Here is a 24,103-nt window from a genome sequence, read left to right as displayed (position 1 = left end):
TCTCCGAGGATTCATACTGCGCGCTCTCGACGGATTAGGGGAAATACGAATGGCAACGCGCGCAGGCGCCAAACCCGACTGGCGGGCGGCTTTCCGCCGGTCTTTGCGGCGCGCCACGCATATGGCGGGCAGCGGGGTGCTGTTCGCGCTGCTGCTGTTCCTCGCGCTCGCGCTGGTCAGCTACACGCAGACCGATCCCAGCCCGTCAACCGCCGCAGACGGATCGCAGATCGGAAACTGGATGGGGCTGAGCGGCGCATGGGCAGCCGAACGCGCCTATTTCGCTTTCGGCCTCCCCGCGCTGCTGCTGCTGCCCCTGCTCTGGATTTCCGCGCGCCGTTTGTGGACCGGGGTCGAGGATCCCGAAGAAGAAGAGACACCCGGCAAATGGTGGAGTCCCTTCGCACTGCTCATGCTGGCCATGCTGCTGTTGGGCACGGTCATCTCGCTCCTGTTCGAAGACAGTCCGGGACCTTTTCCGGCGGGTGCCGGCGGGCTGGCCGGCCTGCTCGGCGCCGGCGGCATCGATGCCGTTGCGACGCGTTTCGGTGGCGAGTTTTCGGGCTGGATCATCGGGGGGCTGGGCCTCGTCGCGCTGGGCGGCGGGCTGGCGCTGGTGACCAAGGTCTTTGCGATCGACTGGGCACAGTTCTTCACACTTCCGGAGATGCTGAAGCGCGGATCGGATACCTCCGAGATCGACCTTCCGCTGGGGCCCAAGAAACCCAAGCGCGCGAAGCGGGCCCCGATCACGGACGATGATGACGCGGACGAAGATGCGCCCGTGCGCGAACCGCGCCGTGCGCCCGAGATCGCCGATCCGGTGTCCGCTCCTGCGCAATCGCGTCCGGCCAAGGCAAAGCAGCGCGACATGTTCGCCAGCTACCAGCTGCCGAGCCATGAATTGCTGACCGACCAGCCCGAAAGCAATGCGCCCAAGCTCGACAAGATCGCGCTCGAAAGGAATGCGCGCCTGCTCGAGAACGTGCTCGACGATTTCAACGTGAAGGGCGAGATCACCGCGGTGCGCGCAGGCCCCGTCGTGACCATGTACGAGCTCGAGCCCGCCCCAGGCATCAAGGCGAGCCGCGTTGTCGGCCTTGCAGAAGACATCGCCCGCAACATGAGCGCGATCAGTGCGCGCGTCTCGCCGATCCCGGGCAAGACCGTGATCGGCATCGAGCTGCCCAATGCCGATCGCCAGATGGTCAGCTACAAGGAACTTGCGACCTCTGCCGCCTTCGTGGACCACAGGGGCAGCCTGCCGATGATCCTCGGCAAGGACATCGCGGGCGAACCGATCATCGCCGATCTTGCCGCCATGCCGCATTTGCTCGTCGCGGGTACCACGGGTTCGGGTAAGTCGGTGGGCCTCAACGCGATCCTGCTGTCGCTGCTCTACCGCTTCACGCCCGACGAGTGCCGCCTGATCCTGATCGATCCCAAGGTGCTTGAACTCAAGACCTATGACGATATCCCGCATCTCCTTTCGCCGGTGGTTACCGAACCGGCCAAGTCTGTCCGAGCGCTCAAATGGGCGGTCGAGGAGATGGAGAAGCGCTACCGCATGATGAGCAGCGTGAACTCGCGGAACATTGCGGGCTTCAACGAGAAGGTTCGCAAAGCCGCGGAGAAGGGCAAGCCGCTCGGCCGCCGTGTCCAGACCGGCTTCGACCCCGAGACCGGGGAGGAGCTCTACGAAGAAGAGCAGCTCGATTACGAACCGCTGCCGCTGATCGTGCTGATCGTCGACGAGCTGGCCGACCTCATGGTCACCGTCGGCAAGGAAATCGAAGTGCTTATCCAGCGCCTGTCGCAGAAGTCGCGTGCTGCAGGCATCCACCTGATCATGGCGACGCAGCGTCCGTCGGTCGACGTCATCACCGGCGTCATCAAGGCCAACCTGCCGACGCGTATCAGCTTCAAGGTCACGAGCCGGATCGACAGCCGCACCATCCTCGGCGAGCAGGGCGCCGAACAGCTGCTGGGCAAGGGCGACATGCTCTACAAGCCCAACACCGGCGCGATGGTTCGCGTTCACGGGCCGTTCGTGGGCGACGACGAGGTCGAGCGTGTGGCCGATCACTGGCGCGCGCAGGGCAAGCCCGATTATGTCGATGCGGTCACCGAAGAGCCGGAAGACGGCGGCTTCAACTTCGAGGACGAATTTACCGCGTCCGACAATCCGGACGAGCGCAAGTATCGCCAGGCGTGCCAGATCGTTATCGAGAACCAGAAGGCTTCAGGTTCGTGGCTCCAGCGCCAGATGGGTGTCGGCTACAACACCGCTGCCAAGTGGATCGAGCGGATGGAAAGCGAAGGGCTTGTGGGGCCTGCCAACCATGTCGGCCGACGCGAGATTTTCCGCGACCAGGATGGAAACCCGATCTAGAGGGCGCCGATGAACTCATCTGCTGCAACCGAACCCGATACCGAGGCCGCCACCGAGAAGGCCGAAAATACGCCGCGCTGGGTCTATTCGCCGCTGGGCCGATCGATAGCGCCGCTGCGCCGGTACTGGCGCGACAAGGTTGTCAGCGATGTCGATCACAAGGCGGTGGTCGCCAAGATCGCGCTCGAATGTCCGGCAACGCCGCGGTACATCCTGATGATCATGATGTCGGCAGGCATCGCGATCCTCGGCCTGCTTCTCTCATCGCCTGCGGTGGTTATCGGGGCCATGCTGCTCTCGCCGCTGATGAGCCCGATCCTCGGGGTCGGCTTCGCCCTTGCGACCGGCAAGCAGAAATGGCTGCGGATTTCCGCGCGCTCGCTCGCGCTCGGCAGTATTGCAGCGGTGCTGTTCGCCGCGTTGATCGTGCTCGTGTCGCCGCTCCAGACCGTGACCGAAGAAATCGCGGCCCGCACGCGCCCCAACCTGTTCGACCTGCTCGTGGCTCTCTTCTCCTCGATCGCCGGTTCCTACGCGATGATCCGCGGGCGCGAGGGAAGCATCGTGGGCGTGGCGATCGCGACCGCCTTGATGCCGCCGCTAGCGGTGGTCGGCTTCGGTCTTGCGACCTTCAACTGGACGGTTTTCTTCGGCGCATTGGGGCTGTTCTTCACCAACTTCCTGACTATCGCGCTGACCGCCACACTGATGGCCCGTCTTTACGGATTCCGCACCACGCTCTCCACCCGGCAGGGCTGGTTCCAGAATGTCGGGATCTTCTTCATCTTCGTGGCGCTGGCGATCCCGCTCGGCCTTTCGCTGCGCCAGATCGCGTGGGAAGCCAGCGCGCAGCGCATCGTGAAGAACACGATCGAGGCGGAATTCGGCGATCGCTCCCGCATCAGTGAACAGTCCATAGATTGGGACAGCGAGCCACTGCGCATCACGGCGACTGTCCTCACGCCTGAATTCGATGCCGATGCCAATGAAGATATCACCCGCTCTTTGCGCAGGCGGCTGGGTGACGATCTGACGGTCAGCATCGAGCAATTCCGCGTCGGTGCCGACCCGGGTGCCGCAGAACAGGCCGAACTTGCCCGCGCGCGGGCTGCGGAACAGGCCGCTGCGACCGAGCGACAGATTGCCGGCATGGTGGACCGGATGGCCGTGGCAGCCGGGGTGGCCCGGGGCGATGTCATGCTAGACCGCGAAACGCGCCGCATTGCGGCAACCGCAAAGCCCCTGCCGCAACTTAGCTTGTCCGGATATCGCGAGCTGGAGAGCCGCGTGACCAAGTCTGTGCCGGGCTGGACTGCCAGCCTCAGGCCGCCGCTGCTGCAGCTCCCGCGTATCGCGATGGAAGACGGCAAGCCTAACGAGGCGGGTCAGGCGAGCCTCGAACTCGCGATCTGGGCTGCCGAACGAACGGGCGTGCCAGTGATGGTTCTCGGCAATGCGGAAGATGCGGCCATTGTCGCGAACCTGCTGTCCGATGCCGGCATCGATTCGAGCGTTACGGAGACTGCGGGCAGCGATACCGTCGAGTTGTCCTGGATCACGATCTAGCTTGCAGGTGCGGGCGGAAACTGCGCGCCTCAACAGGTGATTTCGTGCCCTTGCGGGGGACGACAAGCCTTGCCCGTCGATGGTTACAGATGTAACGGCATCGCCAAATCAAGGAGTCCCCCAATGCGCATCGGTTGCCCCAAGGAAATCAAGAACCACGAATATCGCGTCGGCCTCACGCCGGAGAGCGCGAAGGAACTGATCGTGCAGGGCAACGAGGTCTGGATCGAGACGCAGGCCGGTTGCGGCATCGATGCGACCGACCAGCAGTACATCGAAGCCGGCGCGCGCATCGTGGACACGCCCGACGAAATCTTCGCCGAGTGCGAGATGGTGGTTAAGGTCAAGGAGCCGCAGGCGGTCGAGCGCGCCAAGCTGCGCGAAGACCAGATCCTCTACACCTACCTGCACCTCGCGCCCGACGCGCCGCAGACCAAGGACCTCGTCGACAGCGGCGTGACCGCAATTGCCTACGAAACGGTGACCGGCCCTCGCGGCCAGCTGCCGCTCCTTAAGCCGATGAGCCAGGTTGCCGGCCGCATGAGCGTCCAGGCAGGCGCGACCGCTCTGGAAAAGGCCCATGGTGGCCGCGGCGTCCTTCTCGGCGGTGTCCCGGGCGTCATGCCGGGCAAGGTCGTGGTGATCGGCGGCGGTGTCGTCGGTTTCAACGCGGCGCAGATGGCTGCCGGTCTCGGTGCGGACGTCACCATCCTCGACCGCGATCCCGAAGTGCTGGAAAAGGTCGGCACGCATTTCGAAACGCGCGCCAGCACCCGCTTTTCGAACGCTGCGAACCTCTACGACGCCGTATGCGGCGCGGACCTAGTGATCGGCGCGGTGCTGATCCCGGGTGCGGCCGCTCCCAAGCTTGTCACCCGCGACATGCTCAAGGACATGCAGAAGGGCGCTGTGCTCGTCGACGTGGCAATCGACCAGGGCGGTTGTTTCGAGACTTCGAAGCCCACGACCCATGCCGATCCGACCTATATCGTCGACGATATCGTGCATTATTGCGTCGCCAACATGCCCGGCGCAGTGGCGCGCACCAGCACCTATGCGCTGAACAACGTCACCCTGCCGCATGCTCTTCGCATTGCGCGCATGGGTTGGAAGGAAGCGCTTGCTGCCGATCCGCATCTTGCCGAAGGTCTTAATGTCCACAAGGGCGAGGTGACCTACAAGGCCGTGGCCGACGAACTTGGCTACGCCTACCGACCTGTCGCCGACGTCCTCAAGGGATAAAGTTAACGCGCGGGCGGTTTTTGATAACCTGCTCTTAATTGATACCGCGTATGGCGCAGCGATGGGAGTGAATCTCGCCATGGCTGCGCCGCGCTTCTTGCGGCTGATATTGATCGCTTTTCTGGCGATACTAGGCGCCATTGCGCCTGCCGCTTACGCGCAGGAAGCCGCCCAGGCAGCGAAATTTGCGCCCGGTTCCATTTGCCACACTTCGGACAAGGCCGGGACGACCTATGACAGCCTGCTGTCGGACGGATCGCGGTGGACCTGCGAGGGTGCCGAATTCGACTGGGATGCCGAACGCCACTTCATCCGCCACGACCTGACCAAGCTTGCAGAAGGCGCGCAGCCTCCGCGCTACGCCGAGTTCGACCGCAACGAATACGAGAAGCTGACCGTCATCGCCGTCGAGGCGGACGGCACGCAAAGTTCGGTCAGCTACAGTTTTGCCGACACCCAGCTGGGTTCTTCCAGTCTCAAGTCGATCGTCGCTTTCCCGCAGTCCGCCACGCCGCCGGTGGCGATCGTCATGGTACTCGACAAGTCATGGTGGCCCGAGACCCTGGTCGCGGCAAAGCTTGTCGCGGAGCCCTCGGTCGAGGCGAAAGCCGGTTACATCCACCTCCTCGCCGCATTACTGTGCGGGCTGTTCCTTGCGCCGATCATTTTCGATCTCGGTTACTTCAGGGCGCTGAGGCAGTCGTTTCCCCTGTTCCATGCGGCGTTCTGCCTCATGGCCGCCATCCAGACCGCTGCCGTGTCGGGCCTGATCCCGCTGATCATGCCGATTTCCTATTCGGCCGAGCTCATCGTCACCTATTTCACGCTCGACCTGATGATCCTTGCGACGGTGCTGTTCGCCTACAAGTTCGTCGAACAGGAATTCATGACCCGCCGCCACAAGGTCATCATGCTGTGTGTTGCGGCAGGTGTGCTCACCAATGGCGCAGTGCTGACCTTCTTCCCGGAGCCCTTCGGCCTGTGGATCGACCGGATCTATTTCGGGGCGCTGTGCACATTGCTGGCGGGGTATTTCTACGTCCTGTTCTCGGCTCGTGCAGCCGGCAGCCGGATGGCTCCCTACCTCATCCTCGGATTTGCGCCCCTGACGGCCATCGTCATTTTCCAGGCGGTGTCTGTTTTCTTCGTTGATCCGATCAACATTACGGAAGTCACCTTCGACGAGACCTGGGCACAGAACCTTGCTCTCCTGTTCGAGGTCGTGGCGACCGCGCTGGCGGTGGCGGACCGGTTCATCTCCATCCGCCGCGAACGCGATCGTGCGCTCGATGCCGCGCGTGCCATGGAAGCGCTCACCGAGCATGACGATCTGACCGGGCTGTTGAATCGGCGCGCGCTACAGTCGCGTTTCCCGGCGCTCGTCCAGGACGGTTTCACTGTCATGGCGATCATCGACATCGACCGGTTCAAGGCGATCAACGACATGCACGGGCACCCGGTCGGCGACGCAGTCCTGCGCTATACCGGCGACACGCTGAGGGGCGGAGCCGACCGCAACCTCGTGGCTTTCCGCATCGGGGGCGAGGAATTCTTGCTCATGCTGCGCGGCAAGGACGCAGCCAAGCGGGCCGAGGCGCGTCGTCGCGCAATCAGCTCGCGTACGCTGGCCGAGATCGAAGGTCTCGACAGCCCGGTGACCGCGAGCATGGGCCTGCTCGATTTCGAAACGCTTGCCCAGCAACAGGAAGTCGATTTCGGGGCGTTGTATTCACGCGCCGACCAGCTGCTTTACGAAGCGAAATGTGCCGGCCGCAACAGGACCTGTTCGGATACGGTCGAGATGTTCGAGGCCGAAACCACCGCAGGGCGCTCGGCAGCCTGACCTAGCGGAAGGGCTCGAGAACCTCGGGCCGCACCCTGACCAGCCGCTGGCTTTCCCGGTCGAGCATGGCCCATGTTGTGGCCGCCGAAACGATCACCTTGCCCGCACCATTGCGGAAATCGACCCGGCGGATCGAAGTGGCACCGCGCGGGTCGCCTTCGATCCAGGTCTCGCCCGTCACGCTCTCGCCCTCGGAAACATTGCCGCGGTAATCGATCTCGTGACGGGTCACGACCCAGAAGAACTGCTCGGCATCTTCGAGCCGCGCGGTGTCGTTCCAGTGCGCCGTGGCAAGGTCCTGGATCCAGCGGACCCAGACCGTATTGTTGACGTGCCCGAGCTCGTCGATGTGCTCGGGCAGCGCAGTGAACTCTTGAGTAAAGCGTGTGCTCACTCGGTCATGCCCATCTGCCACAGGATGAATGCATATTCCTCGGCGACTTCGTAGATCGAGGCGAAGCGTCCCGACTTGCCGCCGTGGCCTGCGCCCATGTTCGTCTTCAACAGCAGCTCGTTGTCATCGGTCTTGTATTCGCGCAGCTTGGCGACCCACTTCATCGGTTCCCAATAGGTCACGCGCGGATCGTTGAGCCCGGCGGTCACCAGCAGCGGCGGATAGTCCTGCGCCACCACCTGGTCGTAGGGCGAATAGGACAGGATGTAGGCGAAGGCCTGCTTGCTCTCGATCGGGTTGCCCCACTCGGGCCATTCGCCCGGGGTGAGCGGCAGGTCCTTGTCGAGCATGGTATTGAGAACGTCGACGAAGGGAACGTGCGCCACAACCGCGCCCCACAGTTCGGGGTTGGTGTTGAGCACGACGCCCATAAGCTCGCCGCCGGCCGAGCCGCCGCTGGCGCTGATCTTGCCCTTGGCAGTGTAGCCTTTGTCGATCAGCCCCTTCGCGACATCGACGAAGTCGTTGAAGGTGTTGGTCCGCTCGTTGAGCTTGCCCTGCAGGTACCAGTTGCGGCCCAGATCGTCGCCGCCGCGGATATGCGCGATGGCAAAGGCGAAGCCGCGATCGACGAGGCTGAGGCGCGTGGTCGAGAAATTGGGCGGATAGGCGAAGCCGTAGGCACCATAGGCATAGAGATGCAGCGGGCCGCCCTGTTCGCGATCCTTGCGGCTCACGATCGAGACGGGGACCATCGTCCCGTCGCGTGCAGCGATCTCGATGCGTTCGACCTGGTAAAGGTTCGCGTCGTACCCGCTCGGGATTTCCTGCTGCTTGAGCAGTTCGAGTTCGCCGCCATCGACATGATAGTCATAGACCGAATCCGGCGTGACCATGCTCTCGTAGGCAAGGCGCAGCTTCTGCGTGTCGTATTCTGGATTGTTCGCGAGGCCGGTCGAGAAGCTCGCTTCGGTAAAGGCGATGGGCTTCACGAGGTTCGGGTCGGCGTAGCTGCGCAGCTGGATCTGGTCGAGACCGCGCAGGCGGCCTTCGGTGACGTAGAAGTCCTTGAACAGCTCGAAATCGGAGAGGTAGAACTCGTCCGACCCGGCGATCAGCGTGGTCCATTCGCCCGGCTTGTCGAGGCTCGCCGTGGCGAGGCGGAAGTTCACGTGATCGTCGTTGGTGTGGATGAAGAGCGTGCCGTCACGCACATCGACATCGTATTCGCGGCCCGTCTTGCGCGGGGCGACGAGAATCTGTTCGCCGGTCGGATCGTCGGCACGCACCATGCGCACTTCGCTGGTCTCGCTGTCGCCGACCGCGATGATGAGCCAGTCTTCCTGCGCCGAAAGCCCCGCGCCGACGCGGAAGCCGTCGTTTTCAGCCTCGCGGTAGAGTTCGACATCTTCCGACACCGGCGTGCCGAGCACGTGCAGCGTCGCATCGTGGACGCGCCACTGTTCGTTCGCGAGGCCGTAGACGATCGCCTTGTCGTCCATCACCCAGGTGAGGCCGGTCAGCGTGCCGGGGATCTCGTCGGGCAGCAGTTCGCCGGTCTCGAGATCCTTGATTCGCGCGGTGAAGCGTTCGGAACCGTTGGTGTCGCTCGAATAGGCGAGATAGCGGCCGCTTTTCGAGACGGAGAATGCGCCAAGGCGGAAATATTCGTGGCCTTCGGCCAGCGCGTTCTCATCGAGGATTAGCTGCGCATCGCCGCCGGCAACGGGCTTGCGATAGTATTTGCGATATTCCGCACCTTCCTCGAATTCGGACCAGTAGAGCCAGTCGCCATCCTTCTGCGGGACGGTCGAATCGTCCTGCTTCACGCGCGCCTTCATCTCTTCGTAGAGTTCGTCGACCAGCGCCTGCTGCGGCGCCATGCGCGCCTCGAACCAAGCGTTTTCGGCCTTCAGGTGTTCGAGCACATCCTCATCGTCGATCGTCGGATAGCTCTGGTCTTTCATCCAGTGATAGGGATCGGAAATCGTGATCCCGTGCTGGGTGTAGGAATAGTCGCGCTTCTCTGCAGTCGGCGGCGAGGTCGGTTCTGTCACGGATGTCCCTTCGGCAATTTGGGCAGCGATAGGTGCGGCGAAAGCCATTGCGCAGGCAGATAGGCACGCAGCCAGTCGGTTGAAAGTCACGAGCGATCCCTTTCGGTGCGGCACAAAGGTGGAAAGAGTGGCCGCAGATCCCTATTGAAGGGTGGTGATTATGCGCGGCAAAGCGCCGCGGCAAGCGCTGCTTCGCCCAAGTGCAGAGCGGCACCGATGAAAGGAATTCTCGCCCATGCTTATGCAAACCCATGAAGCCCGTCTCGACGCGCTGCGCACCGAACTGGACAAGCGCGGCCTCGACGGCTTCGTCATCCCGATCTCCGACGAGCACATGAGCGAATATGTCGGCTCCTACGCCCAGCGCCTCCACTGGCTGACCGGCTTCGGCGGCAGTGCCGGCAGCGCGGCGGTACTCAAGGACAAGGCCGCCATGTTCACCGACGGCCGCTACACCGTCCAGGTGCGCGAGCAGGTCGACGGCAAGCTCTACGACTACGAAGACGTGCCTGCGACCTCGCCCGCCAAGTGGCTGGCCGAGAACGCGCACAAGGGTGCCAAGATCGGTTACGACGCCTGGCTCCACGGTGTCGAATGGGCCGAGGAGGCCCAGAAGCTCTTCGCCAAGAAGGGCATCGAACTTGTGCCCGTCGACGGCAACCCGATCGATGCCGTCTGGGCCGACCGCCCGCAGCCCTCGCTTGCCGCAGCCGTCCCGCATGACGACAAATTCGCTGGCCGCTCAAGCGCGGACAAGCGCGCCGAGATCGCCGACTGGCTCAAGCAGGAAGGCTATGACGCCACCGTCATCACCGCACTCGATTCGGTCGCATGGGTGCTGAACATGCGCGGCGAAGACGTCGACAACACGCCGGTCGCGCTGTCTTATGTGCTCGCCCATGCAGACGGCACGGCAGAACTGTTCATCGCGCCCGAGAAGGTCACGCCGGAACTGACCAAGCACCTCGGCAATGCGGTCAGCATCCGTGATCGCGCCGACTTCCAGCCCGCGCTGGCGGACCTCAAGGGCAAGACCGTGGCGGTCGATCCCAAGCACGCCGTGGCTGGCATCTTCCATGCGCTGGAGCAGGGCGGGGCGACCGTCGTACGCGATGCCGATCCGGCCGTCCTGCCCAAGGCGATCAAGAACCCCGCCGAACAGCAGGGCCACCGCGATGCGCAGGCGCGCGACGGTGCGGCGGTCGTGAAATATCTCCGCTGGATCGAAGAAAATGCGCCCTCGGGCGAGGTGGACGAACTCACCGCCGCGGCGAAGCTGCGCGAATTCCGCGGTCTCAGCCCGGACATGAAGGACACCAGCTTCGACACCATCAGCGCTGCCGCTGGCCATGCTGCATTGCCGCATTACAAGGTGGACGAGGACAGCAATATCCCGATCCCGCCCTCGAGCATCTACCTCTGCGATTCGGGCGGCCAGTATCCCGACGGCACGACCGACATCACGCGCACCGTCTGGGTCGGCCCGGGCGAGCCGACGGCCGAAATGATCGACCGCAACACGCGCGTGCTGAAGGGCCATATCGAGCTCGACCTCGCGCGTTTCCCCGACAAGACCAGCGGCGGCGCGCTCGACGCGCTGGCGCGTATGCACCTGTGGCAGGCAGGCGTCGACTATGGCCACGGCACCGGTCACGGCGTTGGCAGCTATCTCTCGGTCCACGAAGGTCCGCAGCGTATCTCGAAGCCCGGCGGCGCTTTCCCCGGTACCGAGACCCCGCTGCGCGAGGGCATGATCCTTTCCAACGAGCCGGGCTATTACAAGCCGGGTGAGTACGGCATCCGGATCGAGAACCTCGTGCTGGTGGTCGATGCCAATATCGAGGGCAGTGAGGGCAAGTACCTCACTTTCGAAACGCTCACGCACGTCCCGCTCGACCGCAAGCTGGTCGACAAGTCGCTGATGACCGACCGCGAAATCGCATGGTGGAACGAGTACCATGCGAAAACCCGCGCGATCCTCGCGCCGCAGCTCGAGGGCAAGGATCTGGCCTGGCTCGAACGCGAGTGCCAGCCCTTGTAGGATTACGTATGTTCCCGTAATGTTCCGCAGGTCGCGAGTCGTTTTGGATAAGGAGTCACGCGGATGATTGGATATGTTACGGTCGGCACCAACGACCTGGAGCGGGCGGCGAAGTTCTACGATGCGATCGCCGCCGAACTCGGCGTCGGGCGGATGATGGACTTCGAAACCTTCATTGCCTGGGGCAAGTGGGATGGCGGCGCAGGTATCGCTGCGACCAAGCCGTTCGACGGGGAAAAGGCGACGGTCGGCAACGGCACGATGGTCGCGCTCGAGGCCAAGGATCGCGACCAGGTGAAGCGGCTCTACGACATCGCTCTCGCGAACGGCGGCAGCGACGAGGGCGAGCCGGGGCCGCGGGGAGAGCCGGACGAGAACGGCATGCTGTTCTATGCCGCCTATTTCCGCGATCCGGACGGCAACAAGCTCAATGCCTTCCTGATGGACAAGGTCGCCTGACGACGAGGCTGACTTTTCGCCAGCATGAACAGGCACTTCGTCCTGCGACAAAGCGTTACAAAACACCCGCTTCACGGCATATTGCTGCGACATTGGGTGCCTAGAAAGGGCACACGAGCTGCGGCGCCTACCTCCCCTCCCTCGCAAGTCCCCCGGCGCTGCAGCTCCCCCATTCCAGGAGCTTGAAAATGAAAAAGACGACCCTTTCCCTGACCGCCGCCGCGCTCGTGCTGACCGGCACCGCGGCACTCGCCCATGGCCACATGGGCAAGATGAAGGTCGATGCCGATGGTGACGGCCTTATCACGCGCACCGAGATGACCGCGCATGCCGACCAGATGTTCACCCGGATGGATGCTAACGGCGACGGCGTCATCAATGCCGAAGACCGCGCAGCCCGCCGCCAGGCGCATTTCGCCAAGGCCGATACCAATGGCGATGGCGAACTGTCGCAGGCCGAAATGCAGGCGATGCACGCAGAGCGTATGGAAAAGCGCGAACAGCGTCGGGCACAGCGCGGCGAACGCCGTGAAGCACGCATGGCCGAGCACTTCGAGCGTCTCGACACCGACAACTCCGGCGGTCTTTCGCAGGCCGAGATGAAGGCGGGTCACGAAGCGCGCGGCGAGCGTCGTGGTGGTGAGCGCAAGGCCCGTGGCGGCAAGCGCGGTCATCGCGGCGGCATGCACATGCTGCGCTTTGCCGACACCAATGGCGACAAGACGATCACCCGCGCCGAATTCGATGCGGCGGTTGCAGACCAGTTCGCCAAGACCGACACCGATGGCGATGGCCAGGTGACGACTGCCGAAATGCAGGCCCGTCACAAGGCGATGCGCGAGGCCATTCGCGCCGAACGCAACGCCGGCAGCCAGTAAGCCGCTTGCGCGCCATGCAAACCAGGAGGTAGGCGCGAAAAGGACCACATGACCGATGCTGCGCCTACCTCACTCCTGCTTGTCGATGACGAGCGCACCCTGCGCGAACCCTTGGCGGAATATCTTTCCGGCCAGGGGTTTGCCGTGCGCGAGGCGGAAAGCGCGGCGCAGGCGCGCAGCCTGCTCGAAGGCGACACGCCCGACCTCGTCCTCCTCGACATCATGATGCCGGGCGAGGACGGGCTTTCGCTCTGCCGCCACCTCGTCGAGAGCCGCCAGCTCCCCGTGATCCTGCTGACCGCCAGGGGCGAAGCGATGGACCGGATCATCGGGCTGGAAATCGGTGCCGACGACTACGTCACCAAGCCGTTCGAACCGCGCGAGCTTGTCGCGCGTATCCGCTCGGTCCTGCGCCGGGCAGACCGTTCGGGCCCGGCACCGTCCGAAGACCTCGCCTATAGTTTCGAAGGCTGGACGCTCGATCCGCTGAAACGCCGCCTGACCGATCCCGAAGGCACGCTGGTGCCGATTTCGACGGCTGAATTTCGCATGCTCCGCGCCTTTTGCGATCACCCGAGGCAGGTCCTCGACCGCGACCAGTTGCTCGACATGGTACAGGGCCGCGAGGCGCATCTGTTCGATCGCGCCGTCGACAACCAGATCAGCCGCCTGCGCCGCAAGATCGAAGCTGATACCCGCAACCCGCAATTCATCCAGACCGTGCGCGGCGGCGGCTATCGCCTCGCCGCCGACGTCACCCGCGTGCCTGCATGAAGCGCTTCCTCCCCAAAAGCCTGCTCGGACAGCTCACGCTCGCACTCGGACTGACGCTTTTCATCGTGCAGGGCGTAAACGGCTTTCTCGCCTACAGTATCGAGAAGGACCGCGTCGAAACCGCGCTGGTCAATACGCTCAGCCTGCGCCTCGTCGCAGCCGCGCGCTTCGCCGACGACCCGCTGGTCGTGACCATCGATCCTCGCCGCGACGCGCGCGATGCGGAGGAACGTCGCCCGCAGCGCCGGCCCGGCCCGAACCGCCGCCGGTTTGCCAACACCGATTTCCGGCAGGCGGACAGCTTCGAGATCCTTCCGGTCGACATCCGCCGCCCCGAACTGGAGGAGCGGCTGGCCGAGAATCTGCGGGACAACGGCCGCACATTCTCGGACATCAGGGTGGTCGAGCGGCCGGTCAGTGCCGATCCGGTCTCGCAGCGCTTCCTGTTAAGGTTCGCAATGCGCCGCGGCCTGACAGAGCGCGACTTGCCCAAGGCGGTCGCACTTGCGGGCATTTCCGAAGGCGAGGGCTGGGAGATCGTGCGCGCACCGGTTCGCGATACGCACCAGCATTTCGGGCCTGTTTTTCCGCTGCTGAGGGCAGCCGCACTCACGCTGCTGCTCTCTTTCATCCTGTGGCTGGTCCTGCGCCGCCTGACGGGACCGCTTGCCCAGCTGACCCGCCAGACCGAGCGGTTCGCGGCCTCGCCCGGACAGTACGAGCCGATCGAGCCGCGCGGGCCGGAAGACGTGCAGCGGCTGATCACCGCGCATAACGCCATGGAGGCGCGCATCGGTGCCATGCTCGAGGAAAAGGACGTGATGCTCGGCGCGATCGGGCACGATCTCAAGACCCCGCTCGCCGCGCTTCGCGTGCGGGTGGAGGGTGTCGAGGACGAGGTGGCGCGTTCCCGCATGGTCGACAGCATCGAGGACATCACCCTCACGCTCGACGAAATCCTCGCGCTCGCCCGTGTGGGCAAGTCGAACGAATTGCCCGAGCGTACCGATCTAGCCGCACTCGCCGCCTCGGTGGTCGAGGAGTTCGAAGACACGGGAGAGGAAATCGCGCTCGACGCATCCCGCGTGGTCGCCCCGGTCCATCTCACCTGGCTCAAGCGTGGTCTCAGGAACCTCGTGTCGAATGCGCTGCGCTACGGCGGCGATGCTAGAGTATGGATCGGCAGGGAGGGCGATGAGGCCATCCTGCGTGTCGAGGACAACGGCCCTGGCATTCCCGAAGACCGCATCGCTGAAATGCTCGAACCGTTCACGCGCGGTGAGGCCAGCCGTAATCGCGCCACCGGCGGAGCAGGCCTCGGGCTAACCCTCGCGCGCGCCGTGGCAGAGCAGCATGGCGGTACCCTCAAATTGTCCAATCGCCCGGAAGGCGGCCTGCGGGCGGAGTTCCGCCTCCCGCTCTAGCGCATCAGACCGCCGACGATGTTGCGCACGAAGGCGTTGAGGCCGGTGCGGACCGGGTCGGCTCGCGATTTCTTGCCCAGCACCGTCGCAACCGCGATGGAGCTGAGCGATCCTGCGGCAGCCGTCGCCGCGGCCTTGCCCGCCTTGGTCCACATGGAAGGCGTCTTGCGCTCGCGCTTGCGGACTTCCTCTTCGCCCTTTTCCTCGACCTCCTTGGCGGTCGCGGCGGCATCGGCGGCCTTGGCGGCGAGCACTTCCTCTGCGCTCTCGCGATCGACGGCCTCATCGTATTTCCCATCGAGATCGCTCACCGAATTGATGATCTTGCGTTCTTTCTCCGTCACTGGGCCGAGGCGTGAATGCGGCGGCTTGATGAGGGTGCGCTGGACGATCGTGGGCGCGCCGTCTTCGTCGAGCGTCGAGACCAGCGCTTCACCGACCTTGAGCTCGGTGATGGCTTCCTCGACGTCGAGATCGGGGTTGATGCGGAAGGTCTCGGCAGCTGCCTTGATGGCCCGCTGGTCGCGCGGGGTGAAAGCGCGCAGGGCATGCTGGACGCGGTTGCCCAGCTGGCCGGCGATCTTCTCGGGAATGTCGATCGGGTTCTGGGTGACGAAATAGACGCCCACGCCCTTCGAACGGATCAGGCGAACAACTTGTTCAACCTTGTCCTCCAGCGCCTCGGGCGCATCGTCGAAGAGGAGGTGCGCCTCGTCGAAGAAGAAGACGAGCTTCGGCTTGTCCGGATCGCCCACCTCGGGCAGGGTCTCGAACAGTTCGGCGAGCAGCCAGAGCAGGAAGGTTGCGTAGAGCTTGGGGCTGCGCATCAGCTTGTCCGCGGCGAGCACATTGATGATGCCGCGGCCCTGTTCGTCGACGCTAAGGAAATCGTCGATTTCCAGCGCAGGCTCGCCAAAGAACCGGTCGGCACCCTGGCTTTCGAAGCTCAGCAGCTGGCGCTGGATCGCGCCGACGCTGGCCTTGGAAACATTGCCGTAAACGCCCGACAAGTCCTTCGAATTCTCGTAGGCGAAGGTCAGCATCGCTTGCAGGTCGCCGAGATCGAGCAGCAGCAAATTGTTCTCGTCGGCGTAACGAAAGACGATGTTGAGCACGCCTTCCTGAGTCTCGTTGAGGTCGAGCAGGCGGGCGAGCAGCAGCGGGCCCATTTCCGAGATCGTGGTGCGGATCGGGAAGCCCTTCTCGCCGTAGAGATCCCAGAAAACGGCGGCGTTATCGGCATAGGCATAGTCGTCCATGCCCAGTTCCTTCGCGCGGCCTTCCAGCTTGTCGGCATGCTTGAACTGCGGCGATCCAGCCATCGAGATACCTGCAAGGTCGCCCTTCACATCGGCCACGAAAACGGGAACGCCATTGGCGGAAAAACTTTCTGCAAGTCCCTGCAGCGTCACCGTCTTGCCGGTGCCGGTCGCACCCGCGATCAGCCCGTGGCGGTTAGCCTGCTCGAGCCGCAGGTGCTGGTTTTCGCCATCGGCTCCCAGACCGAGGAAAAGAGTGCTCATTCTTGCCCGTCCCTTGTTTCGTATTCTGCCCGTAAAGTCGGCCTGCGGTTTGAGGCAGCAGGCGCCCTTGCGTCAAGCAATCCCTCGACTTGCGCGGCCAAGGCGCTAAAGGCTTGATGTCTATGGCGGGCCGGACCCCATTCGTATTGCTCGATGATGCGCGCGAAAGCGGCGCTGCCGATGCCTTGCTGTTTTCCAATCCCCGCGAGATTTTCGTCGCACGACGCGCGGGCGAGGTCGCCGGCGTTCTCGAAGCGGCCGAAGCAGCCCGCAAGGGTGGCGGCGAGCTGGCCGGTTACATCGCTTACGAGGCCGGGCTGGCGCTCGATGACAAGCTCGCATGCCTCGCCGACGCGCAAACGGGGGCGATGGGCCCGCTCGTATGGCTCGGCCTGTTCGACGAACCCGAGCGAATTCCGGCCGCTGACATGCCCGACTGGCTGGCGACCAATGCCGAAGGCGGTGGCGGCGTCGGTCCGCTCGAACCGCAACTGTCACCGGGCGGCTACGAGGCGGCATTCGGCCAGTTGCAGGAAGCGATCCGCGCAGGCGACATCTACCAGGCCAACCTGACCTTCCCGCTCGCGGGCAACTTCACCGGCGACCCGCTGGGCCTCTACGCCGCGCTGCGCCCGGCCGCGCAGGCGGGCTATGGCGGGGTGATCTTCGACGGGTCGCACTGGCTCCTCAGTCTGTCGCCCGAACTCTTCGTGTCGCTGAAGGGACGCGAGGCGAAGGCCAAGCCGATGAAGGGCACACGCCCGCGCTCGGCCGACCCCGCGCTGGATGCAGCGCATGCGGAAGAACTGGCGGGCTCGGTCAAGGACAAGGCCGAAAACCTCATGATCGTCGACCTGATGCGCAACGACCTGAGCCGTGTGGCCGAGGCGGGCAGTGTGCGGGTGGACGAACCCTTCGCGATCGAGAGCTATCCCACGGTGCACCAGATGGTGAGCGTGGTGCGGGCCCAGTTGCAGGAAGGCAAAGGCGCAATCGACCTCGTACGGGCGCTCTTTCCCTGCGGCTCGATTACCGGCGCGCCCAAGATCCGCGCGATGGAACTGATCGACACGGTCGAGGCGCATCCCCGCGGCCCCTATTGCGGGGCGATCGGACGGATCGGGGCAGACGGCGATGCCGCCTTCAATGTCGCGATCCGCACGCTGCGCCTGACCGAGATCGAGAATGCCCGCGGCAAGGCCGTGCTGGGCGTCGGCGGTGCTATTGTCGCCGACAGCGAGCCGCGTACCGAGTGGCGCGAGGCGCTGATCAAGGGCGCCTTCGCCCGGGCGTCTTCTCCCGATCACAAGGCGGCGCAGTTTGACCTGATCGAGACCATGCGCTTCACGCCCGAGGAAGGCTTCGACTTCCTCGAGGAGCACCTGATGCGCATGAAAACAAGCGCTGCGGAGCTCGGGTTTTCCTTCGACCGGCACGAGGCGCGCAACCAGCTCCATGCGCTGTGTTTCGTGCTTGAAAAGCCGAGCCGCATCCGCCTGCTCGCTGCACGCAGCGGGGCGATCGCGCTCGACATCCAGGACATGCCCGCACCGTGGGGCGAACCTGCGGGATGCATCGTGCTGCCGCTGCCCGTCGATCCGGGCGACTGGCGCCTGCGCTACAAGACGACCGACCGGAGTTTTTACGACGATGGCCAGCGGATCGCGAAGGAGCACGGTGCGGCAGAAGCGCTGTTCGTGCGCGAGGACGGCTTGCTGACCGAAGGCTGCGTCACCAATATCTTCGTGCGCGATGACAAGGGCGTGCTATTGACGCCGCCAGCCGCGCTCGGCCTGCTGCCCGGTGTCTATCGGCAGTCGCTTCTCGACGAAGGGAAGGCGCGCGAGGCCGAACTCACAATTGCCGATCTCGAGGACGGTTTCTTCCTCGCCAATGCGCTGCGCCGGATGGTGCACGCGAAACTGAAGACTGCATGACCGATATTCCGATTATCTTCGAAGACGGCGAAGCGCTCGTCATCGACAAGCCTGCCGGCCTTCCCGTGGACCGCCCCAAGCGCGGCGGCCCCTGCCTCGAGGACCATTTCGAGCAACTGAAACTGGGCTTCCAGCGCCCGCCTTCGCCGGTCCACCGGCTCGACACCGATACCAGCGGCTGCTTGCTGCTGGCGCGCAATCCCAAGTCGTTGAAGCGCTTCGCCAAGGCGTTCGAGGACCGGCTGGTCGAAAAGCGCTACCTCGGCATTCTTGCCGGCATCCCCGAAGGCGAGGAAGGCACGATCGAACTCTCGCTGTCCAAGATCAGCAGTGCCGACAAGGGCTGGCGCATGATTGCGGCGAAGAAGGGCAAGCCTTCGGTCACCCACTGGCGCAAGCTGATGGAGCATGACGGCAAGGCGCTGCTCGAATTCCGTCCCGAGACCGGCCGGACGCACCAGATCCGCATTCATTGCCAGGCGGGTCTCGGCCTGCCGCTGCTCGGTGATCCTGTTTACGGCACCGGAAAGGGCGCGCCGCGCACCATGCTGCACGCCGCTGGGCTGGTCGTCCCGCGCGAGAAAAAGCCCGCGATCGAAGCCGCGGCACCGCTGCCGCGCGATTTCGCCGCGCTCGGGTTCACCGATGGGTAGGATCGCCGACCGGGCGCTGGAGATTGCCGAGGAGAAATTCATCGCTTCCTCCGGCCCGGGCGGACAGAACGTCAACAAGGTGGCGACCGCAGTGCAGCTGCGGGTCGACGTGTTCCAGCTGGGCATGCCACCCGAAGCCTTCGAGCGACTGAAGGAAATCGCCGGCAGCAAGTTCACGAAGGCGGGCGAAATTGTCCTCACCGCGAACGAATACCGTACGCAGGAACAGAATCGCGAGGCTGCTCGCGAACGTCTGGTCGCGCTGCTGGGTGAGGCTCTCACTCCGCCCAAGAAGCGCAAGAAAAGCCGGGTGAACCGCGTGGGCAAGGTCAAGCGGCTCAAGGCAAAGAAGGCGCGCGGCGAGGTGAAGGCCAATCGCGGCAAGGTCAGTTGGTAGCCGGACTGCCCACTGGCGCTTGACTTTTCGCCGGGAATCACACAAAGGGCGCGCCACACGGCGGTGCAGCTCGCGCCGCCCTTATTATTTCGGCCCGATCTCCAGTGTGGGAAGGGCCTCTACCGAAAGATCTTTAGGAACACGCCATGGCGAAGCCCGCAACCGTCAAGATCAAGCTCGTCTCGACCGCCGACACGGGCTTCTACTACGTGACGAAGAAGAATCCGCGTAACCACACCGAAAAGTTCGTCTTCAAGAAGTACGACCCGGTTGTGCGCAAGCACGTGGAATTCAAGGAAGCCAAGATCAAGTGATCTGGCGGGGCGTTAGCCCCATAAGCTGAACGGCGGGAACGCGATTAGTTCAGTGACAGTTCAATGCTCCGACTGTAGATCACGGAGCATGAACACCTTGTCCCTCTTCAAGAACCGACCCATCCTCTCGGCCGTGGCATTCGCCATGGCCGTTGGCGTACCTGCAAGCTTTTATGCCGCGCCCGCGCCGGTGGAGGCTGCCGCAGGCGATCTCGACCGTGCAGTCGATGCGCTGCGCGGCATTTCGACCATGAAGGCCGACTTCGTCCAGACCGACCGCAACGGCAATTCCGTGACCGGCGTCATGACGCTGAAGCGCCCCGGCAAGATCCGTTTCGAATACGAGAAGGGTGCCGAGCTCCTCGTCGTGTCCAACGGCAAGTCGATGTACATGATCGATTACTCGGTGAACCAGGTCCAGCGCTGGCCGATCAAGAATTCGCCACTCGGCGCGCTGCTCGATCCGAGCCGCGACGTGAAGAAATACGGCAAGCTCGTTCCGACCAGCCATGACGATGTCGTCAGCATCGAGGTGCGCGACAAGAATCGCCCCGAATTCGGCGTCATAACGCTGATTTTCGCCCGCGACGGATCGGCCCCGGGCGGCCTCCGCCTGACCCACTGGGTGGCGCTCGATTCGCAGAATCACCGCACCACCGTGCGGCTGCGCAACCACCGCTACGGAGTGAGCGTGGCTGACAGCGCATTCACCTTCCGCGATCCCCGCAAATCGTCCCGTCGCCCGGGATAAACGCTTCGGCGATGAAACGTTCGAATATTGCGGTTTTCCGCGACCGAATGTTCATTGAGCAGCAAGTCGAGCGGGCGTAGAACGGAACTTACGAACCGGCGGGCGGCAATTTCCCCCCTGTTGATTGCACGGCCCACCAAACCGCTTCGTATCCAAGCGTGACGAACGCTCACAAGGAACCCTCGAGCCAATGCCCCCGGCTCGAGGGTTTTTTGTATGGGGAGGTAGACCCCTCGGCGTGAGCGCCCTATCTCCGCGCCATGGTTTCTGTCGCTACCTGGAATATCAATTCCGTCCGCCTTCGCATGCCCATCGTCGAGCGTTTCCTGAAGGAGACGGGTCCCGACGTGCTCTGCCTCCAGGAGATCAAGTGCCAGGAGCACCAGTTCCCCTACGAGGCGTTCAAGGCGCTCGGCTACGAACATGTCGCTGTTCACGGGCAGAAGGGCTATCACGGCGTCGCCACCGTCAGCCGCGTGCCTTTGCGCGAGTTTTCGCGCCACGACTGGCAGGCCAATGGCGAAGCGCGCCATGTCGGTGTCGAACTGCCCGAGTATGACGGCATGATCATCGAGAATGTCTACGTGCCTGCAGGCGGTGACGAGCCGGACCGCGAAATCAATGCGAAGTTCGGCCAGAAGCTCGATTTCCTCGAGCGCATGACGCAGTGGGCCGACAAGGTCGACCGCCCGACGCTGATCGTGGGCGATTTCAACATCGCGCCGCTCGAAAGCGACGTCTGGAACCACAAGCAGCTCTTGAAGGTCGTCAGCCATACGCCGATCGAGGTCGAGAGCCTCCAGCGCTTCATGGACGCGCATGGCTGGTCCGACATCGGGCGCGAGCACATCAAGGCGCCCGAACGCTATTACAGCTGGTGGAGCTACCGCGCGAAGGACTGGAAGGCGAACGACCGCGGCCGCCGCCTCGACCACATGTGGGCGAGCCCCGAGCTGGCCAAGCAGGCTACCGGCCATTCGGTCCACGAATACGCCCGCGACTGGGAAAAGCCCTCGGATCACGTACCGCTGGTGACGGAGTTCTCGCTCTGAGCGAGCAATCGCCTTCGCGCCGCGCGGCACTGGCGGTGGACGCGCTGCGTCACGGCTGGCCGCTGGCGATCGAGGGCGCTCCGCTGCTGCAACCGGTCGAGACCGCATTTTCCGATGTCTCGGGCGAGGCGATGCTAATCTCGGCAACACGCGCCGCGACGCTCAAGCTGGCCAACCAGCGCGAAGCGGCAGCGCCGCGCCAGCCGGTCCTGCTCCGCGGGGCAGAGACTTTCGACCTACCCGCTGCGCTCGGCGTTGCCGATCCCGCGCTCGACTTGCAGAACCCGATGAAGGGCCCGTTCAAGGCGCTCACGCTCGACTGGGAAGAACAGGCCCGCACGGCGCTGGAACTGGCGCGGATCGCGGGAATCCTGCCGGCCTTCATCGTCGACCCGAAAGGCGCCGGCGAGGCCACATCGCTGGAGGTCGGCGACCTTGCCGCCTTCACCGACCCGCAGCGCCTGCGCATCGCGACGCGTGCAAAGCTTCCGGTGGCGGCGGCCGAAGGCGCGCATATCGTGGCCTTCCGCAGCCCCGACGACACGCGCGAGCATGTCGCGCTGGTCATCGGCGAACAGCGTGCAGACAAGGCGCCGTTGGTGCGGCTCCATTCCGAATGCCTGACGGGCGATATTCTCGGCAGCCTCAAATGCGATTGTGGCCCCCAACTCGACGCTGCCCTGCACGCCATGCGCGACGAGGCGGACAAGGGCGGCTGGGGCGTATTGCTCTACATGCGGCAGGAAGGACGCGGCATCGGCCTCGTCAACAAGCTTCGCGCATACCGCCTGCAGGACCAGGGCTTCGATACGGTCGATGCCAATACGCGGCTCGGCCTGCCCGACGAGGCGCGGGATTTCCCGACTGCGGCGCGCATGCTCGAACTGCTAGGCGTGAAGGAAATCCGACTAATGACGAACAATCCGGCCAAGGTCGAAGCGCTTGCAGCAGAAGGCGTGACGGTTGCCGAGCGTGTGCCGCATTCGCTGCCCGACAATCCGCACAACGCCCGCTACCTCGCGACCAAGCGCGACAGGGCGGGGCACATCCTGCCATGAGCGCGCTGACCATTCGTCCCGAAAAACCCGCCGATCACGCGCAGATCGCGGTCGTTACCAACGCTGCTTTCGCCGAGGTGGAGCATAGCGACGGGAGTGAGGTCCAAGTCGTCGACCGCCTGCGCGCTGCCGGAGACCTGACCCTTTCGCTCGTGGCCGAGGATGGCCAGCGCATCGTTGGCCATGCCGCGGTTTCTCCGGTCACGATCTCCGATGGCAGCACGGGCTGGTACGGTCTCGGCCCGATCAGCGTGCTGCCGGCATGCCAGCGCGAGGGTGTGGGGTTCCGGCTGATGCAGCGCGCGATCGCCGACATGCGCGAACAGGGCGCGCGGGGCATCGTCCTGCTGGGCGAGCCGGCATATTATTCCCGCTTCGGGTTCGAACACGACCCGCAGCTTGCCTATCCCGGCCCTCCGGCGGAGTATTTCCAGCGGCTCGCGCTTGATGGCGATGCGCCGAGCGGTACGGTCAGCTACGCGCCCGCCTTCGGCTGAAGGCGCTTGCCGATCGCCTGTCCCATGCGGACGGCATCGCCCGGCTTCAGGCTCTCGTCCCATTCGACCTTGCCCGGTTCGAACAGCAGGACTGCCGTGGACCCGAGGATGAAGCGGCCCATCTCGTCGCCAGCGGCAAAGGTGTGCTGGCCGCCGGAGAAATCCTCGCGCACCAGCTTGGGATTGTGCGTTTCGACGAGGCCCGACCAAACGGTCTCGATCCCGGCGACGATCATCGCGCCGACCATGACATTGGCAAACAAGCCGTCCGGCCCTTCGAAGAGGCATGCGAGCCGCTCGTTCTTGGCGAAGAGGCCGTCCACGTTCTCTGCCGTCACCTGGTTCACCGAGAACAGGTCGCCCGGGACATAGGTTGTGCTCTTGAGCGTGCCGGCGGCCGGCATGTGGACGCGGTGATAGTCGCGCGGGCTGAGGTAGATTGTTGCAAAGCTGCCGCCTTCGAACCTCTTCGCCGCCTCCGCGTCGCCGCCGAGCAGCTGCGTCGCGGTGAAGTGCCGGCCCTTGGCCTGGAAAATCCGGTCTTCCTCGATCCGCCCGATCTGGCTGACGGCGCCGTCTGCGGGGCTGAGGATATGCGCGGAGGCATCCGCCAGCGGCCGCATGCCGGGCTTCAGTTCGCGGGTGAAGAAGTCGTTGAAGCTCTTGAACTGCTCGACGCTTCGCGCCGCCTCGCTCATGTCGACGTCATAGGCATCGATAAAGCGGCGGATGAGCAGGTTCTTCAGCCACGGCACTTCGCTCGAGCCGATCGCACCCGCGCCGCGCGAGATGGCGTGGTGGGGGAGGACGTGCTGCAACCAGATGAAGGGGGAGGTCATTCGTGTGCCTTA

The 24,103-nt window shown here is 64.2% G+C and carries 21 protein-coding genes; 17 read left to right on the top strand and 4 right to left on the bottom strand.

Going from position 1 to position 24,103, the window contains the following annotated elements; genetic code table 11:
• Positions 1-49 precede the first annotated feature (49 nt).
• From K3165_RS07290 to K3165_RS07275, 4 genes are all read left to right on the top strand, one after another.
• Positions 50-2,392, top strand: coding sequence for an FtsK/SpoIIIE family DNA translocase (locus tag K3165_RS07290; protein WP_221548086.1), 2,343 nt, complete (start codon positions 50-52; stop codon positions 2,390-2,392).
• A 9-nt stretch (positions 2,393-2,401) separates the two neighbouring features.
• Positions 2,402-3,958: a DUF389 domain-containing protein gene (locus K3165_RS07285; RefSeq protein WP_221548085.1), complete on the top strand. Its 1,557-nt coding sequence runs from the start codon at positions 2,402-2,404 to the stop codon at positions 3,956-3,958.
• Between the two features lie 123 nt (positions 3,959-4,081).
• A complete protein-coding gene (ald, locus tag K3165_RS07280) occupies positions 4,082-5,200 on the top strand; it encodes an alanine dehydrogenase (RefSeq protein ID WP_221548084.1) in 1,119 nt (372 codons plus the stop codon).
• 61 nt (positions 5,201-5,261) lie between these two features.
• The gene (locus K3165_RS07275; protein WP_221548083.1) at positions 5,262-7,043 is read left to right on the top strand and encodes a sensor domain-containing diguanylate cyclase; all 1,782 of its coding nucleotides are present in this window, start codon (positions 5,262-5,264) and stop codon (positions 7,041-7,043) included.
• 1 nt (position 7,044) lies between these two features.
• Here the strand turns inward: K3165_RS07275 and K3165_RS07270 are convergent, their stop codons facing one another.
• Both K3165_RS07270 and K3165_RS07265 read right to left on the bottom strand, forming a co-directional pair.
• Entirely contained in the window at positions 7,045-7,437 is a 393-nt protein-coding gene (locus tag K3165_RS07270; protein ID WP_221548082.1) for an acyl-CoA thioesterase, read from the bottom strand.
• The gene (locus K3165_RS07265) at positions 7,434-9,542 is read right to left on the bottom strand and encodes a S9 family peptidase (protein WP_247713913.1); all 2,109 of its coding nucleotides are present in this window, start codon (positions 9,540-9,542) and stop codon (positions 7,434-7,436) included. The genes K3165_RS07270 and K3165_RS07265 overlap by 4 nt, the downstream gene beginning before the upstream one ends.
• Positions 9,543-9,729: 187 nt before the next feature.
• On the opposite strand from K3165_RS07265, the gene K3165_RS07260 reads away from it, so the two are divergent.
• The 5 genes from K3165_RS07260 (at position 9,730) to K3165_RS07240 (ending at position 15,070) form a co-directional block, all read left to right on the top strand.
• The gene (locus K3165_RS07260) at positions 9,730-11,535 is read left to right on the top strand and encodes an aminopeptidase P family protein (RefSeq protein WP_221548080.1); all 1,806 of its coding nucleotides are present in this window, start codon (positions 9,730-9,732) and stop codon (positions 11,533-11,535) included.
• Positions 11,536-11,598: 63 nt separating this feature from the next.
• Positions 11,599-11,994, top strand: coding sequence for a VOC family protein (locus K3165_RS07255; RefSeq protein ID WP_221548079.1), 396 nt, complete (start codon positions 11,599-11,601; stop codon positions 11,992-11,994).
• A gap of 188 nt (positions 11,995-12,182) precedes the next feature.
• The gene (locus K3165_RS07250) at positions 12,183-12,872 is read left to right on the top strand and encodes a hypothetical protein (protein WP_221548078.1); all 690 of its coding nucleotides are present in this window, start codon (positions 12,183-12,185) and stop codon (positions 12,870-12,872) included.
• Between the two features lie 48 nt (positions 12,873-12,920).
• Positions 12,921-13,646 (top strand): response regulator, encoded by a 726-nt coding sequence (locus K3165_RS07245; RefSeq protein ID WP_221548077.1) that lies wholly within the window; start codon positions 12,921-12,923, stop codon positions 13,644-13,646.
• The gene (locus K3165_RS07240; protein WP_221548076.1) at positions 13,643-15,070 is read left to right on the top strand and encodes an ATP-binding protein; all 1,428 of its coding nucleotides are present in this window, start codon (positions 13,643-13,645) and stop codon (positions 15,068-15,070) included. The genes K3165_RS07245 and K3165_RS07240 overlap by 4 nt, the downstream gene beginning before the upstream one ends.
• Here the strand turns inward: K3165_RS07240 and K3165_RS07235 are convergent.
• A complete protein-coding gene (locus K3165_RS07235) occupies positions 15,067-16,593 on the bottom strand; it encodes a helicase HerA-like domain-containing protein (protein ID WP_221548075.1) in 1,527 nt (508 codons plus the stop codon). The genes K3165_RS07240 and K3165_RS07235 overlap by 4 nt on opposite strands.
• Positions 16,594-16,715: 122 nt before the next feature.
• On the opposite strand from K3165_RS07235, the gene pabB reads away from it, so the two are divergent.
• The 8 genes from pabB (at position 16,716) to K3165_RS07195 (ending at position 23,252) form a co-directional block, all read left to right on the top strand.
• Entirely contained in the window at positions 16,716-18,530 is a 1,815-nt protein-coding gene (pabB, locus tag K3165_RS07230) for an aminodeoxychorismate synthase component I (RefSeq protein WP_221548074.1), read from the top strand.
• Positions 18,527-19,183, top strand: coding sequence for an RluA family pseudouridine synthase (locus tag K3165_RS07225; protein ID WP_221548073.1), 657 nt, complete (start codon positions 18,527-18,529; stop codon positions 19,181-19,183). Before pabB ends, K3165_RS07225 begins: the two co-directional genes overlap by 4 nt.
• Positions 19,176-19,580, top strand: coding sequence for an alternative ribosome rescue aminoacyl-tRNA hydrolase ArfB (gene arfB / locus K3165_RS07220; protein ID WP_221548072.1), 405 nt, complete (start codon positions 19,176-19,178; stop codon positions 19,578-19,580). Before K3165_RS07225 ends, arfB begins: the two co-directional genes overlap by 8 nt.
• Before the next feature lie 146 nt (positions 19,581-19,726).
• The gene (gene rpmG, locus K3165_RS07215; protein WP_090476625.1) at positions 19,727-19,894 is read left to right on the top strand and encodes a 50S ribosomal protein L33; all 168 of its coding nucleotides are present in this window, start codon (positions 19,727-19,729) and stop codon (positions 19,892-19,894) included.
• Positions 19,895-19,982: 88 nt separating this feature from the next.
• A complete protein-coding gene (locus tag K3165_RS07210) occupies positions 19,983-20,645 on the top strand; it encodes a LolA family protein (protein ID WP_221548071.1) in 663 nt (220 codons plus the stop codon).
• A gap of 260 nt (positions 20,646-20,905) precedes the next feature.
• On the top strand, positions 20,906-21,697 hold the full coding sequence (xth, locus tag K3165_RS07205; protein ID WP_221548070.1) for an exodeoxyribonuclease III: 792 nt from the start codon (positions 20,906-20,908) through the stop codon (positions 21,695-21,697).
• A 35-nt stretch (positions 21,698-21,732) separates the two neighbouring features.
• Positions 21,733-22,755 carry a GTP cyclohydrolase II gene (ribA, locus tag K3165_RS07200; RefSeq protein WP_221548069.1) on the top strand — a complete coding sequence of 341 codons (1,023 nt, stop codon included), beginning with the start codon at positions 21,733-21,735 and terminating at the stop codon, positions 22,753-22,755.
• Positions 22,752-23,252 (top strand): GNAT family N-acetyltransferase, encoded by a 501-nt coding sequence (locus tag K3165_RS07195; RefSeq protein ID WP_221548068.1) that lies wholly within the window; start codon positions 22,752-22,754, stop codon positions 23,250-23,252. Before ribA ends, K3165_RS07195 begins: the two co-directional genes overlap by 4 nt.
• On the opposite strand, the gene asd is transcribed toward K3165_RS07195, so the two are convergent.
• A complete protein-coding gene (gene asd / locus K3165_RS07190; protein ID WP_221548067.1) occupies positions 23,231-24,091 on the bottom strand; it encodes an archaetidylserine decarboxylase in 861 nt (286 codons plus the stop codon). The genes K3165_RS07195 and asd overlap by 22 nt on opposite strands.
• Positions 24,092-24,103: the final 12 nt, after the last annotated feature.

This window comes from Qipengyuania xiamenensis (assembly GCF_019711495.1).
Taxonomy (GTDB): Bacteria; Pseudomonadota; Alphaproteobacteria; order Sphingomonadales; family Sphingomonadaceae; genus Qipengyuania; species Qipengyuania xiamenensis.
This window is presented reverse-complemented; position numbering and strand designations above follow the sequence as displayed.